The sequence below is a fragment of the Rhizobium sp. RU33A genome (assembly GCF_900156055.1).
Taxonomy (GTDB): Bacteria; Pseudomonadota; Alphaproteobacteria; order Rhizobiales; family Rhizobiaceae; genus Allorhizobium.
In genome coordinates, this window is sequence record NZ_FTMQ01000006.1 from 34,034 (window position 1) to 47,207 (window position 13,174).

The 13,174-nt window shown below is 61.4% G+C and carries 15 protein-coding genes; 7 read left to right on the plus strand and 8 right to left on the minus strand.

What is annotated here, in order from left to right; all coding sequences use genetic code 11:
- The first annotated feature begins 22 nt into the window (after positions 1 to 22).
- Together BW978_RS19170 and BW978_RS19175 are read left to right on the plus strand one after the other, a co-directional pair.
- Positions 23 to 748 carry a pyridoxamine 5'-phosphate oxidase family protein gene (locus tag BW978_RS19170; protein ID WP_076397448.1) on the plus strand — a complete coding sequence of 242 codons (726 nt, stop codon included), beginning with the start codon at positions 23 to 25 and terminating at the stop codon, positions 746 to 748.
- Between the two features lie 44 nt (positions 749 to 792).
- Entirely contained in the window at positions 793 to 1,422 is a 630-nt protein-coding gene (locus BW978_RS19175) for a histidine phosphatase family protein (RefSeq protein ID WP_076397449.1), read from the plus strand.
- A 4-nt stretch (positions 1,423 to 1,426) separates the two neighbouring features.
- Here BW978_RS19175 and BW978_RS19180 read toward each other — a convergent pair whose 3' ends face one another.
- The 3 genes from BW978_RS19180 to BW978_RS23840 form a co-directional block, all read right to left on the minus strand.
- Positions 1,427 to 1,861 (minus strand): acyl-CoA thioesterase, encoded by a 435-nt coding sequence (locus BW978_RS19180; RefSeq protein WP_076397450.1) that lies wholly within the window; start codon positions 1,859 to 1,861, stop codon positions 1,427 to 1,429.
- Between the two features lie 91 nt (positions 1,862 to 1,952).
- Positions 1,953 to 2,849, minus strand: coding sequence for a LysR family transcriptional regulator (locus tag BW978_RS19185; RefSeq protein WP_076397451.1), 897 nt, complete (start codon positions 2,847 to 2,849; stop codon positions 1,953 to 1,955).
- 39 nt (positions 2,850 to 2,888) lie between these two features.
- A complete protein-coding gene (locus BW978_RS23840) occupies positions 2,889 to 3,251 on the minus strand; it encodes a hypothetical protein (RefSeq protein ID WP_076397452.1) in 363 nt (120 codons plus the stop codon).
- On the opposite strand from BW978_RS23840, the gene BW978_RS19195 reads away from it, so the two are divergent.
- From BW978_RS19195 to BW978_RS19205, 3 genes are all read left to right on the plus strand, one after another.
- The gene (locus BW978_RS19195; RefSeq protein WP_076397453.1) at positions 3,244 to 3,522 is read left to right on the plus strand and encodes a hypothetical protein; all 279 of its coding nucleotides are present in this window, start codon (positions 3,244 to 3,246) and stop codon (positions 3,520 to 3,522) included. The genes BW978_RS23840 and BW978_RS19195 overlap by 8 nt on opposite strands.
- Before the next feature lie 345 nt (positions 3,523 to 3,867).
- Positions 3,868 to 4,893, plus strand: coding sequence for a GlxA family transcriptional regulator (locus tag BW978_RS19200; RefSeq protein ID WP_076397454.1), 1,026 nt, complete (start codon positions 3,868 to 3,870; stop codon positions 4,891 to 4,893).
- Positions 4,894 to 5,399: 506 nt separating this feature from the next.
- The gene (locus BW978_RS19205) at positions 5,400 to 6,749 is read left to right on the plus strand and encodes a biosynthetic peptidoglycan transglycosylase (RefSeq protein WP_076397455.1); all 1,350 of its coding nucleotides are present in this window, start codon (positions 5,400 to 5,402) and stop codon (positions 6,747 to 6,749) included.
- 48 nt (positions 6,750 to 6,797) lie between these two features.
- Here the strand turns inward: BW978_RS19205 and BW978_RS19210 are convergent, their stop codons facing one another.
- From BW978_RS19210 to BW978_RS19220, 3 genes are all read right to left on the minus strand, one after another.
- On the minus strand, positions 6,798 to 7,619 hold the full coding sequence (locus BW978_RS19210) for a sulfite exporter TauE/SafE family protein (protein WP_076397456.1): 822 nt from the start codon (positions 7,617 to 7,619) through the stop codon (positions 6,798 to 6,800).
- Between the two features lie 395 nt (positions 7,620 to 8,014).
- On the minus strand, positions 8,015 to 8,815 hold the full coding sequence (locus BW978_RS19215) for a hypothetical protein (protein WP_076397457.1): 801 nt from the start codon (positions 8,813 to 8,815) through the stop codon (positions 8,015 to 8,017).
- 164 nt (positions 8,816 to 8,979) lie between these two features.
- Positions 8,980 to 10,794, minus strand: a complete 1,815-nt coding sequence (locus tag BW978_RS19220; protein WP_076397458.1) for a methyl-accepting chemotaxis protein — start codon at positions 10,792 to 10,794, stop codon at positions 8,980 to 8,982.
- 177 nt (positions 10,795 to 10,971) lie between these two features.
- Here BW978_RS19220 and BW978_RS19225 point away from each other — a divergent pair, with 177 nt between their 5' ends.
- On the plus strand, positions 10,972 to 11,361 hold the full coding sequence (locus BW978_RS19225) for an acyl-CoA thioesterase (RefSeq protein WP_076397459.1): 390 nt from the start codon (positions 10,972 to 10,974) through the stop codon (positions 11,359 to 11,361).
- A gap of 6 nt (positions 11,362 to 11,367) precedes the next feature.
- On the opposite strand, the gene BW978_RS19230 is transcribed toward BW978_RS19225, so the two are convergent.
- Positions 11,368 to 12,135 (minus strand): helix-turn-helix transcriptional regulator, encoded by a 768-nt coding sequence (locus tag BW978_RS19230; protein WP_076397460.1) that lies wholly within the window; start codon positions 12,133 to 12,135, stop codon positions 11,368 to 11,370.
- Positions 12,136 to 12,282: 147 nt separating this feature from the next.
- On the opposite strand from BW978_RS19230, the gene BW978_RS19235 reads away from it, so the two are divergent.
- A complete protein-coding gene (locus BW978_RS19235; RefSeq protein ID WP_076397461.1) occupies positions 12,283 to 12,720 on the plus strand; it encodes a hypothetical protein in 438 nt (145 codons plus the stop codon).
- 62 nt (positions 12,721 to 12,782) lie between these two features.
- Here BW978_RS19235 and BW978_RS19240 read toward each other — a convergent pair whose 3' ends face one another.
- Positions 12,783 to 13,133 (minus strand): DMT family protein, encoded by a 351-nt coding sequence (locus BW978_RS19240; protein WP_076397462.1) that lies wholly within the window; start codon positions 13,131 to 13,133, stop codon positions 12,783 to 12,785.
- Positions 13,134 to 13,174: the final 41 nt, after the last annotated feature.

Sequence of the window (13,174 nt, forward strand, 5' to 3'; positions counted from 1 at the left end):
CATCAGCCGTCAGGAGGCAAGCATGAACGACAGACCCGATCCGCAATCCTTCCCCGTCACCCCGCGCAACCGGGCAAAGCGCCTGCATGAGCGCGCGGCTTACGACCGCGACGCCGTCTATTCCGTGCTCGATGCGGCCCTCCTCTGTCACGTCGCCTATGTCATCGACGGCCAGCCCTATTGCACGCCGACCATCCACTGGCGCGACGGCGACTGGCTGTTCTGGCACGGCTCATCCGCCAGCCGAATGCTGAAGAGCCAGAAGACCGGCATCGCCGTCTGCCTCACCGTTGCCCATCTCGACGGCCTGGTGCTCGCCCGCTCCGGCTTCCACCACTCCGCCAACTACCGCTCCGCCATGTGCTTCGGAACAGCCCATATCATCGACGACCCGGAGGAAAAGGCAGACGCGCTGAAAGCCGTGGTCGACCGCTTCTATCCCGGTCGCACGGATGTCTTGCGCGAAAACGATCCGCAGGAAGCCAAGGGCACTATGGTCATCGGCATGCGCATTGAGGAGGCCTCGGCCAAGATCCGCGCAGGCGGCGTCTCCGACGATCCCGCCGATGTCGACGCCCGCGTCTGGGCCGGCGTCATCCCGGTCGAAACCCGTCTCCGCGCCCCCGAAATCTGCCCCAAAGTGCCGGAAGGTGTGGCCTATCCCCACCACCTCGCGCATTTTGCCGAAGGCCGCCGGTTGGACGAGGTCTTGACGGAGAGCCAGGCACTCTATGAGAAGCAGGGTTGAACGTCCCACTTCTTGCGGGGCGCGCAGCGAAAGCGAGGCCCCGCATGAAGACCCTCTACGTCGTCACCCATCCGCAATCGGTCCATCATGTCGAAGGCCGGGTCGGCGGCTGGTATGACACTGATCTCACCGATTTCGGCCGCCGCCAGGCGAACGCGATCGCCGCCCGCATCACCGAACTCTGCGCCGAAGACACCCCGGCCCTCGTCTCCTCCGACCTCTTGCGCTGCAGCGAGACCGCCGAAATCATCGGCAGACACCTCTCCCTCACGCCCCGCCTGACGCCCGGCCTGCGCGAGATGAGCTACGGTGTCGCGGAAGGAAAGCCACAGGCCTGGCTCGACAGTCGCCGCCTGCCGGTGCCCGATGATGGCAGCCTCGACGACACCGGCGGCATAGAGGGCGCCGAAACCCGCCGCCAGACCGGCACCCGCATCTACGGCGCCATGGATGCGCTGATGGCCGATCCGGCCGACACCCTTGTCATCGTCACCCACGGCTTCGCACTGACCTTCGTCATCGCCTGGTGGATCGGCATGCCAATCGAATGCCTCGGCCGGATCAATTTCCCCGTCTTCTCCGGCAGCATCACCCATCTCGCGGAAAACACCCAGTGGAAGAGCCGCGGAGTGATCAAGCTTGGCGACAACAGCCACCTCGCCGGAATCGCCTGACGGCTCACGCCGCCGAAATCCACCCCTCGAGCTTCGCCCGCTGCTCGTCCGAAAACGGATGCGACTTCCGCGTCGTCTGGTCGAAATGCACCACCACCGTCTCGGCCGAGGCACAGATCCTACCCGCCTGGAACACCGCCTGTTGCATGGAGACCGACGACCGCCCGACACGCGTTACCCGCGTACCGATCTCGACCTTTCCAGGCCACAGCACCTCAGCGATATAGTTGATGTCGAGCTTGGCCAGCACGAAGGAAAACCCGTCTTCGAGCAGCGGATCATCCGGGTTGTAGATCAACTCCACACGGCCCGTTTCCATGAAGGTCGCAAAGACGGCATTGTTGACATGCCCCTGCCGGTCCGTGTCGCCATAGCGCAGCTTGTCGTAAGCCTGCCCGACAAAATCCTCGAGCCTCAGCCCCTTCGTCTCATCATTCATCCGCACTAAAATCCTACTGCCTATTGCCCCAAACACAATTCGGCATTTCCCTAATTTCAGAAATCGCCAACCGCTTACCGATCGCGCAGGCTTACGCCGCCATCCCGATCATCTCGGAAAACGCATAACGCACGCTGTCGGCCACCGCCTGGATCGTTTCCGACGTCTCCTTACCGGTGAGCAACCGCACCTCGAACGAGCCCAACTCCGGCAGCCCGTGCTTGGAACCCAGCGCCGTCATGTCGTCGGTGAGATAGCTGCGCGGAAGCGGCGCCACCGCGAGATCGGCGATCACGGCCGCCCGCTGCGCCATCGTATGCGCCGAGAGATAGGCGATCCGATACGGCCGCTTGTCCTTGTCGAGTCGCGCCAGCGCATCCGCCCGCCAGCAGCAGCCGTCCTCCCAGATCGACACGGGCAGCGGATCACGCATATGCGCCGTGCCGCACTTGGCACCCGCCCAGACCAGCTGCTCCTGGTGGATCACTTCGCCCTCATGCACCACCTGGCCCGGCGCGCAATTGACCAGTGTCAGATCCAGCCGCTGCTCGGCAAGCCGGCGCCGAAGCGCACCCGATGTGTCGACCGTCAGGTCCACCATGATCAGCGGATAGAGCTCGGCAAAGCGACGCAGGATCGTCGGCATGAAGCGCTCGCCGATATCATCGGGCGCGCCGAGCCGGACAACCCCCTTCATTTCCGGCATGCGGAAGCGCCCCACCGCCTCGTTCGACAGCGCCAGCATCCGCCGCGCATAGGGCAACAGCACCTCGCCGCTTTCCGTCAGCGTCACCGAGCGCGCATCGCGTAAGAACAGCGTCACATTCAGCTGCTCCTCCAGCTTCTTGATCTGCATTGAGACGGCCGACGGCGTGCGATAGACCCGGTCGGCGGCGGTGGTGAAACTGCCGGTCTCGGCGATCGCCACGAAGGTCCGGAGAACATCGTTGTCGAGCAGCGGAAGCGGCTGGCGCAGCATGAGAGTCATGAGGATTGACCTTCAACAAAATTGAACTTGAGAACGATACTATTGCGTTTGATTGAATGTCAATCCGGGCGCATCCTTCTCCTCACAGACCGCAAAGAGGAGGATTGCCGCATGACACAGCAGGGTTTCCAGACCGTCCAGCGGAAGCTTGAGACGCTGTTCAGCAACACCCGCCGCCATGCCGTGCGCGAGCAGACCCGCGCGGCGCTCGCCAACCTCGGCCCCGCCCTGCGCGACGATCTCGGCCTCACCCGCCATCGTCAACTGATCAGTTTTCAGAATGACAAACATCAGAAACATTCGTTTGATTGATGGAACAAAGGCGATTTCAACAGAGCCAGGCCCGGCCAACACAGCGAAAGACGGGGCCGCCACCGCCAGAAAGATAACGACCATGACCATGGTTTGCTGCGACACCCCTTTGCCTCGGCCAGTCACCCGGACGATCGCGCGGCTGAATGCGCGCACTGATAGCGTCGGCCTGACCGCCGCCGCCCGAACGCTCGACGAGCGCGCAAGCCATGCCGCCGATCGCCTCGCGACCCTCATCCGCACGCTGTCCCGCGCGCTCGCCGATCACCGCCGCCGGCGTCTTGACGCGGCCGCGCTTGAAGCCCTGCCCTTCGACCTGCGCAAGGACCTCGGCTGGCCTTCTGGCGACACCGCGCCCTGACACTCGCCACCGCCCCCGGCGGCGCCTCGCGCCGATCCGACACCCCGTTTGCGACGGAGCCGCCCCACCGCGTCGCAAACGGGGCAGTGCCCGTCTCCCAGCCCAAACCACCCCGGTCCGCGAAATCAAGGTTTTTCAATTACCTGCCGCCGAGCCGCGTCAGGCGCCTGGCTCACGGCGTCGCAGCCTGAAAAAAGTCGGAAAATGTCGTTCTTTAGCAATTGCCGATGCGGACGCGGCGCGCGATAGGATGACAATGTCGTAAAACGACCATCGCGCCGATCAAATCAGGCGGAGCATGCTGACAAAACAAGGGAACGGCAGCAAGGACAACTGGGCATCATCATGAGCAAGATACAGCCGCAAACCAAGAAGCGAACAATCGTCTTCTTCCTCGTCCCGCATTTCACCCTTCTGCCCTTTGCCGGCGCCATCGAGACGCTGCGCATCGCCAACCGTATGCTGGGTTACGCCGCCTATGAGTGGCGCCTCGCCTCGGTCGATGGCCAGAAGGTCTATTCCTCGTCCGGCATCGGCATCGAGGTGAATTCCTCACTCGCCGACGAGCGCCGCTTCCTCGGCGGCGAAAACCGCCCGAACATGGCGATTGTCTGTTCCGGCATCTATGTCGAGGAGTTCAACAACAAGTCGGTCAATGCCTGGCTGCGCGAAGCCTATAACCGCAATGTCGCCGTCGGCTCGCTCTGCACCGGTGCTCATGTGCTGGCCCAGGCCGGCCTCTTGAACGGCAAGCGCTGCGCCATCCACTGGGAAAACCTGCCCGGCTTCTCCGAAACCTTCCCCCAGGCCGAAGTCTATGCCGACCTCTACGAAGTCGACGGCAATCTCTACACCTGCGCCGGCGGCACGGCCTCACTCGACATGATGCTGAACCTGATCGGCCAGGATTTTGGCGAAGGCCTCGTCAACCGCGTCTGCGAACAGCACCTGACCGACCGCGTCCGCTCCGCCAACGACCGCCAGCGCCTGCCGCTGCGCGCTCGCCTCGGCGTGCAGAATTCCAAGGTGCTGCAGATCATCGAGCTAATGGAAGCCAATCTCGCAGAACCCCTGTCGCTTCTGGAAATCGCCGATGACGCCGGCCTCTCGCGCCGCCAGATCGAGCGCCTCTTCCGCCAGGAAATGGGCCGCTCCCCCGCCCGCTACTATCTCGAAATCCGCCTCGACCGCGCCCGCCACCTGCTGGTGCAGTCCTCCATGCCCGTCGTCGAAGTCGCCGTCGCCTGCGGCTTCGTCTCCGCCTCCCACTTCTCCAAGTGTTACCGCGAACTCTACAACCGCTCCCCCCAGCAGGAGCGCGCGGAGCGGAAGCTGACGATGTCGAGCAACCGGACGGGGGTTGTGGTGTAAGCCACGACCACAAGGGCCGCCCCGAGTTTAAGCCCTCCCCCTTGTGGGGAGGGTTTGGGAGGGGTTCTTCACCGAGCACCCACTCTCGCCGATTGACAGAGAACCCCCGCAGACCACGTTTCCCCTCATCCTGAGGTGCCCGCGCAAGCGGACCTCGAAGGACCGAGGCCCAGCCCCACGATACCACCCGCCTTCGTCCTTCGAGGGTCGCTTGCGCTCCCACCTCAGGATGAGGGCTAGTCCTCGGCGCCCGATCGGCCATTACGCGCTACCATGATAAACTGGAAAGGAGCAGCCCCATTGCGGTGAAGGGTAAGTAGCTTCAGACACCTGTGCCTGGCCACCCACGCTCACCTCGCCATCGCGACAGGTTTTACTTCGTATGCTTCAGGCAATAAATATTTTTGAGCAACGGCTACACGGCAATAAACAGTCTGTTTTTCCCGGAGAATTCAGGCACATTACCAAATCATGCAAGCTTCATAAATTTACACAAGGGGAAATTGATGGGAAAAATCAAAGAGGAAGACCAGCAATATTTCCCAACATACAATCTTTCGCCTGAAGCCGCCGACGTTGCACTGAAGGAATATGAACTCGCAGCCTCAACGTTGGCAGCAGATGAAAAGGTTCTGAGCTTTTCGACATCTTTGCTCGTCGGTATCATAGGAATAGGCGCAGCGTTTTATAAAGACAATACAAAGCTTGTCGACGAAGCGTTCCAAAACGGAATATCAAACCTATCTGGATTTACGGCGAGCGCGATATTGTTTTCGTTAATCACGCTGTCTGCTGCGACGTACTTTGCGGACACGAGAAAGACCGCAGTTTTAGCGAGTAGAAAAATCGTGATCCTGCGACGGATGTTGGGGCTGAGTTACGGTAAAATTGAGCTCGTATTGCCTAGTCGCCGAATCGAAGGCGCTAACGAACCATATCATTTGCCTATGTTCCACGGGTGGCTGTCTCCGAAGGCGGTGCCAATATTCTGTATTTCGATAGCATCCGGAGTTTTCGTTTGGTTGTTCACACCGCGAAATTTACTCAATGACTACGGCGTCAATTTTGAGCCGACCCCCTTGATTTTGGCGCTGGCTTGGAGCGCCTTCGTAGCGTTTTTCTACAGGCTACATCTCCTTGATCAGTACGAAACAGTTGGTCGACTATTTGCAGGCCTAGTGGCCAAGGTCTTACGGCAGCCGCTGGTCAAAGATATTGAGTATACAATCTACCGTGCAAGACTTTCGGTCATAGAAGCAAAGAGGCTCGGCACTCCTTTAGAGAAAATGAGACCTGTTCTCATCGAATTAGAGGATCGAGGCTTCTATCAGCATTCTGGCGTTAGCTTGAGAGCGATAATAGCCGCCGCTTATCGCTACGTAAGCAGACGGAAACGCAGCGGCGGTTCTACGATCACTCAACAGATCGCCAGAACCCTGTTCATCAAAAGGTTGCACAGCGCTCTCCGACGGAAGTTGGTAGAGATCTTTCTTGCACTCTGGTTCGATAAGCAGTTCCCTAAAGCCGACATTGCGGACATTTACATCTGTGCCGTGAGATATGAGCACAACGTGATGGGAATTGCTGAAGCACTGAGCCACTTCTTTCCTGGCCAAAAGCTAAACGACATAAGCAGTGCTCAGACGTTTTTCTTAATTGAGCGCGTTGCGAATGTTAGATCGAAACTGATTGTCGAAAAAGTCTCGAAAAACATTAGTCACCTGAGGTCAAAGGGTCTCTTGAGCGCCGGAGACGTAGTGTCTGTGATGGAGATATTCCGGGAACAGGTAAGTGCTGGACGAGTGATTGCACCGATTAGCGATGTCACGCGACTTGAAGACATGTGCTCTAAGTAGCACCTAGAAAGGAAAACAGCCTGAGAATCATCTCTTGATGCATGCCCCTCACCCGTACAGGCTCCAGAAGAACCGCGCCGAGACAAACAGCAGGAACACCGCAAAGCCCAGCTCCAGCTGCCGCTTGTTCAGCCGATGCGCCAGCTGCGCGCCATAGGGCGTGACCAGCATGGCAATCGGGAAGATAACGGCAAAGGCGATCCAGTTGACATAACCGGTGGAGAAGGGTGGCAGGCCCGCCTCGCCCCAGCCGGCATAGATGAAGCCGAAAAAGGCCGGGATCGAGATCAGCACGCCGACGCCCGAGGAGGTCGCCACCGCCTGGTGGATCGGCCGACCGTAGAGCGTCATGAAGGTGTTGTTGAACACCCCACCGCCGACCCCCATCAGGCCGGAAAAGAGCCCGATCGCCGAACCAGTGAGGAACCGGAAGGGCTGGCCCGGCAGTTCCGTGCCCAGATGCATCCGGTTGGAGAGGAAGAGCATGCGGGCGGCAAGCACCAGGCCCATGACGGCGAAAAACAGCCTGAGACCCGCGCTGGAGACATAGGCCGCAACGACGGTGGCGAGAAGCGCCCCAAGCGGCACCGCAATCATCCAGCCCTTGAGGAGGTCCATATCAACAGCCCCGCGCTTGCGATGCGCCTGGAACGAGCGGATTGAGGTCGGCACGATCAGCGCCGTCGAGGTGCCGACGGCCAGATGCATGATCACCTCCTCCGGGATCCCGGCATAGCCGAAGACCTGGTAGAAGACCGGCACCAGCACAGCACCCCCGCCAATCCCGAACACGCCGGCCAGAAGCCCCGCCACGGCGCCGGCCGCCACCAGAAGAGCGACGAAAAACAGGATATCGGCAATCGGCGGCATAGGCTCACTCCGGAGATAGGACCGCCCGGCCGGGCGGCGAGGAAAGCGGCAGGATCGGGCACGGCCCCGCGCGACTGCGGCTGTCGCGCATGGCCCCACCCCCTCGCCCAGCCTCTAGGCCCTCCCTGTCCTGCCCGCAAGCCCGCCCTCGCCCGCTCCGGTACGGCTCTTCCCACTCAACCCATCAATTGCAGGCGCATGAGAGGACTGCAGAATTGCCACGCTGCGCAGCATCGCTCAACGGCGCCGCCGGGTTGAGCCTTGCGAGGAGGGTTGGAAGGGGCCTTGATGTCACTCCAGAGCAAGGCCAGCGCTTGGAACATCAGGCGGCACGAGCCACCGGCCCCACACCATTAGGCATTTTGCGAATTACGAACTTACGCCGTTGCAAATCCTTAGCGGCAGTTGCGCTTGTCGAGATAGAGCGAACAGTCCTTGCCCGCAGGCGCCCCCGCTTTCGAAGCCGCCGCCGCCCGCTGGCTCGACACCGGCGCCGGATCATCAAAGCCCGAATTGCCGCTATCCACCGAAAGCGGCAGGATCCCGCCCTCCTCCGGCATCTCGGCCACCTGGGTTTCCGCCATGACCGGCTGCTGAACCCCGCTCGGCCCCGTCACGATCTGCGTCGGCTCGTCGAAGCCGATCCCGTCGACCACCGGCTGGCTGGTATTGCCCTCGGCGATCGCCATGGCGCCGGCCTCCGTCACCAGCTGCGGCTGCACCCCGACCGGGCTCGTCACATCTGCGTAACTGACATCGGAAATTCCGGGCTCGGCCCCGATCCCGAGTGCGCCATCGATATTGACGCCGCCTTCCGGAATGGCCATGGCGCTCATCGTCCGGCCTTCACCGCCGTTGCCAAACTGAGGTTCCGCCGCCGCCAAGGCAGGTGCGGCCTGCGGCGCATCGCTGCCAGCAAGGTTTGGCGTGTCGAGATAGTCGAGCCCCTGGGCGCCACCATTCCGGGCAGCCGGCGCCGCATAGGCGGCCGCTTCTGCTCGTGGATCGCCGACTCGACCGACAAGCACCGGCCCATCTTTGCTGCGATCCACCTTGCCGATCAGCTGGTCGCCGGCGCGTGGCCCTCCAACGTCAGCGAAGGGAATCCGGTCGCTGCCGGAACAGCCGGCGACGAAAAGCACCGAAAAGACGGCAACCGTCCACCGGCTGCCAAGGGACGAAAACGCAACACTCATTCCACCCTCGATATCCCTTTATGGGACAACTAAAGGCAGCATAGGTGATCCCGGCTTAATGCGCCATGAACGAAAACCGCCAGGAATCCGGGGCAAAAATTAGGGGCCGGCAGATCGCTCTGCCGGCCCCGGTCTATTGTCTATCCGTGCGTCAAGCCTGACGCTTACGCCGCCCAGCGATGACCCGCTGCCGCCTGCGCAGCGTTCACCTTGAGGCGCGAGAGCAGCTGACGCAGATTGTAGCTCTCTTCCGCCAGCGCCTGACCGGCGGCCGAGGTTTCCTCGACCATGGCCGCATTCTGCTGCGTCATCTGGTCCATGTGGTTGACCGAGGTATTGATCTCGGCAAGCCCCGTCGCCTGTTCCTTGGCAGCGGTGGCGATCGTGTTGACGCTCTCGTTGACGCGGTTGACCAGGGCCTCGATCTCGAGAAGCGCCTCGCCGGTGGAGCGCACTAGGCCAACGCCGGTGTCGACTTCGGCAGCCGATGCGCTGATCAGCGTCTTGATCTCCTTCGCCGCATTGGCAGACCGCTGCGCCAGTTCCCGCACTTCCTGCGCCACGACCGCAAAGCCACGACCCGCTTCGCCGGCACGTGCCGCCTCGACGCCCGCGTTCAAAGCCAGTAGGTTGGTCTGGAAGGCGATCTCGTCGATCACGGAGATGATCTGGCTGATCTTCTGCGACGATCCCTCGATCCGGCCCATGGCATCGACAGCGCTGCGGACAATTTCGCCCGAGCGGTTGGCGCTGGTCTTGGTCTCCGCCACCATCTGACGTGCTTCATTGGCACGTTCGGCCGCCGTGCGAACCGTTGCGGTGATCTCGTCGAGGGCTGCCGCCGTCTCTTCGAGGGCCGCCGCCTGCTGCTCCGTGCGCTTGGAGAGATTGTTTGTCGCCTCGCTGATGTTGCCGGCGGAGGAGGTCACGACATCGCTCGTCTGGTTGATTGAGGCAATGACACCGCCGAGCGATTCGACCGCACGGTTGAAGTCGTCGCGCAGCTTTTCGTATTCGGAACCGATCACGCCGATCTGCACGGTGAGATCACCTTCGGCCAGACGCTCCAGCGCCGAACCCAGCGCATTGATCGCATGGTTCTGCCGCTCGGACGAGCTGCGCAGATTGAGCTCGTTGCGTTCGCGCTCGCCGTTCAGGCTCGCCTGCTGCTGCGCTTCGCGGTCACGCAGCTCGATGCGTTCGCGCACACTGTCGCGCAGCACGACAAGCGTTTGCGCCATGCCGCCGATTTCGTCGCGGCGCTCCGTGTCGGCGATCTCCATGTCCACCTTTTCCTCGGCGATACCCTGCATCGAGTCCTTCAGGCGGTTGATCGGCTTCACGACGCTGCGAACCACGAGATAGGCGCAGATCAGCTTGCCGATCAGCGCAAGCGCGATCAGCATGCCATACTGGATGGCCGTCTGGCGGAAGAGCGCTGCCAGGTCGTCCGAATAGACGCCAGTGCCGACGACCCAGCCCCAGGGCTGGAAGCCGATGACATGCGACAGCTTCTCGACCGGCTCTTCGAAGCCCGGCTTCGGCCAGTAATAGTCGACGAAACCTTCCTGGCCGGCCTTCACGGTATTGACGAATTCGACGAACAGGAACTTGCCGTTCGGATCCTTGTTCTGGCTCAGATCCTTGCCATTCAGTTCCGGCTTGATCGGATGCATCACCATGGCCGGCTGCATGTCGTTGATCCACATGTAGCCGTCGGGCTCGTAACGCATCGCGCCGATGACGTCTTTGGCCCGCTCCTGCGCTTCCTCGCGCGTCAACGTGCCTTCCTGCTCCATCTTGTGATACTTGTTCAGGATCGCGACAGAATTATCGTTGATCTGCGCCAGCCCCATGCGGCGCTCCTGGACCAGCGTGTCATACGATTGGAACAGGCTGTAAGTCAGCGCGCCCACCAGAACCGCCAGAGCCAGTGCGACCAGTGCATAAAGCCGCACTGACAGAGACACCGATTTCATATTCTCCACCCCCATTATGATTGGAATGCTAAATTTTGATATTTATCAGTTCTAAACTCCGTAAATGCGGACCTATCAAATATGACAGGTTCATTTTGACCCGTGAAAATTAGTAGTGGCGCCGTGACGACTTCGGGATCTTTCCTGTGTTGCACACAGAGGAGTCACAGCAGAATCATGATCGGCAGCACGCAAACACCCACTGGAGAACTGACGCTGAGAACGCTGGCCATGCCGGCAGACGCCAATGCGGCGGGCGATATCTTCGGCGGCTGGGTCATGGCCCAGATGGACCTTGCCTGCGGCATCCGGGCAGCCGAGCGCGCCCGCGGTCGCGTCGTCACGGCGGCTGTCCAGGAGATGGCCTTTGCCATGCCGGTCAAGATCGGCGACACGCTCTGCGTTTACACGGAGATTGCTCGCGTCGGCCGCACGTCCATGACGCTCAAGGTCGAGACCTGGGCCCAGCGCTATCTGACCCATGTCATGGAAAAGGTCACCGAAGCGACCTTCGTCATGGTCGCGCTCGATGCTGACGGCAAGCCGACCCCGGTACCCCAGGCCTGACCGGCCTCAGCCGGCCATGTTGCGGAAGAAAACTTCGCAGGCTTCGTCCGACGGAAAGAACATCTCGATCTTGATATCGGCCAGCGCGATGTCATCAGCCGTGCCGAACTGCGTGATCGTCGAGAACATCGGATAGACCTTTCCGCCGAAGCGAAAGCGCACTGCAAGCACCGGCGGCAGGTCGCCACGTCCGCCGTGGTCGACCTCTCCCGCCTCGCAAGCCAGCGCCTCGGCTGCCTGCTCCAGCACAGCATCGCCGCCAAGATGAGCGCTTTCCAGTCTGAAACGGGCCGCGAGGTGCGCGGCAACCTCGTGCCAGTTCTCCACCAGTTCGGTGCCCCGTCCGGGCTCCAGCAGAAAGTCGATAAAGCTGTCCCCGTCAGTCAGGCCGAAGCCAGACAACATGGCATGACCGCTCGCATTGGCATCCATCACGGTCCAGCGGCGATCGAAGACAAAGGCCGGATAGGGCATATGCCCGGCAATCATGTGGGTGATCGCCTTGCGGATCGGCTCCATGGTCGCGCTGTCCAGCGGCCGGCGGGCATAGACCGCGCGGTAGCCCGCCGCATCCAGCATCAGGTTGCGCTCGGCCCGCGGCACTTCCAGCGCCTCACCGAGCCGCAGAACCATATGACGGCTCGGCTTCGCCCGCCCCGTTTCAAGAAAGGCGATATGCCGCGCAGAGACATCAGCAACCAGCGCCAGCTGCAACTGGCTCATTCGCCGCTTGCCGCGCCAGATGCGCAGCTGACCACCAAAATCACTGGTCATGACAGTCTCCTTGTCGCCGTGCCGCTGCGGGCACTCCGGAATTTCTGGCACAGAGAGCGCGCGCCGTCACTTACGTCCGGGGTAATTGCGGGGGCTATCGGTCGGCGGCCATGGTCATGTCATCGCAACCGAAAAGGAAAACTGAACATGCCCCTTGACTTTGCCGCCACCTGGCTGAAACTCACCAGTCTCTTCATCATTTTACTGGGGCTGCTCGTCGCCCTCGGCGCCCATCCGGCCGTCTCGCTGCCGGCAACCCTTCTCGCCGACGCGGTGTTTTGGCCCCTTGACGGCGCCCAGCTTATAGATACCCAGGCGGCCCACGTGCTCGCCGCCATCGGCGGCGGCGTCATGGTCGGCTGGGGTGTCATGATGTGGCTGATCCTCGACCGCCTGCTGCCAGCCGACCCAAAGCTTACCCGCCTATTGATGATCGAGGCGACGTTTGCCTGGTATCTCGTCGACAGCACCGGCTCCTTCGTGTCTGGCGCTGGGGTCAACGTCCTGCTCAACACCATCCTCCTGGCTGCCATCGTTCTTCCCGCCTGGCGTCTCGGCACAGGTGAGGTCGCAACGGCAGGCTAGACGTTCGAAAGACCGAAAACCGGGCAGGATAAGGCGCGGCCCGAGATAGGCCGCGCCTGTTTTCATCCTCGAAAGACGAAGGCAGCGCCCGCGGCGATCAGGGCGAAGCCGATCGCATGGTTGATGGTCAGGCTCTCCTTCAGAAAGAAGACCGAGAATCCGGAAAACACGATCAGCGTGATGACCTCCTGAATGGTCTTCAACTGCGCGGCCGAATAGACCTCGGAGCCCATCCGGTTAGCCGGAACGGCGAGGCAATATTCGAAGAAGGCGATGCCCCAGCTCGCGACGATCGCGATCCAGAGGGCGGATGTTTTGTATTTAAGGTGCCCGTACCAGGCGAATGTCATGAAGACATTCGAGAGCGACAGAAGCAGGATCGGCCAGAGAGCGGCGGGAGAGAGGCTCGGCATGGAGAACTCGTGAGATGGAGGGGGAGATGGCGACGCCTGAG

Bases quoted from the DNA above. Each gene is read 5' to 3' on its own strand.
- BW978_RS19170 (WP_076397448.1), top strand. From the start codon at position 23: ATGAACGACAGACCCGATCCGCAATCCTTCCCCGTCACCCCGCGCAAC.
- BW978_RS19175 (WP_076397449.1), top strand. From the start codon at position 793: ATGAAGACCCTCTACGTCGTCACCCATCCGCAATCGGTCCATCATGTC.
- BW978_RS19180 (WP_076397450.1), bottom strand. From the start codon at position 1,861: ATGAATGATGAGACGAAGGGGCTGAGGCTCGAGGATTTTGTCGGGCAG.
- BW978_RS19185 (WP_076397451.1), bottom strand. From the start codon at position 2,849: ATGACTCTCATGCTGCGCCAGCCGCTTCCGCTGCTCGACAACGATGTT.
- BW978_RS19195 (WP_076397453.1), top strand. From the start codon at position 3,244: ATGACCATGGTTTGCTGCGACACCCCTTTGCCTCGGCCAGTCACCCGG.
- BW978_RS23840 (WP_076397452.1), bottom strand. From the start codon at position 3,251: ATGGTCATGGTCGTTATCTTTCTGGCGGTGGCGGCCCCGTCTTTCGCT.
- BW978_RS19200 (WP_076397454.1), top strand. From the start codon at position 3,868: ATGAGCAAGATACAGCCGCAAACCAAGAAGCGAACAATCGTCTTCTTC.
- BW978_RS19205 (WP_076397455.1), top strand. From the start codon at position 5,400: ATGGGAAAAATCAAAGAGGAAGACCAGCAATATTTCCCAACATACAAT.
- BW978_RS19210 (WP_076397456.1), bottom strand. From the start codon at position 7,619: ATGCCGCCGATTGCCGATATCCTGTTTTTCGTCGCTCTTCTGGTGGCG.
- BW978_RS19215 (WP_076397457.1), bottom strand. From the start codon at position 8,815: ATGAGTGTTGCGTTTTCGTCCCTTGGCAGCCGGTGGACGGTTGCCGTC.
- BW978_RS19220 (WP_076397458.1), bottom strand. From the start codon at position 10,794: ATGAAATCGGTGTCTCTGTCAGTGCGGCTTTATGCACTGGTCGCACTG.
- BW978_RS19225 (WP_076397459.1), top strand. From the start codon at position 10,972: ATGATCGGCAGCACGCAAACACCCACTGGAGAACTGACGCTGAGAACG.
- BW978_RS19230 (WP_076397460.1), bottom strand. From the start codon at position 12,135: ATGACCAGTGATTTTGGTGGTCAGCTGCGCATCTGGCGCGGCAAGCGG.
- BW978_RS19235 (WP_076397461.1), top strand. From the start codon at position 12,283: ATGCCCCTTGACTTTGCCGCCACCTGGCTGAAACTCACCAGTCTCTTC.
- BW978_RS19240 (WP_076397462.1), bottom strand. From the start codon at position 13,133: ATGCCGAGCCTCTCTCCCGCCGCTCTCTGGCCGATCCTGCTTCTGTCG.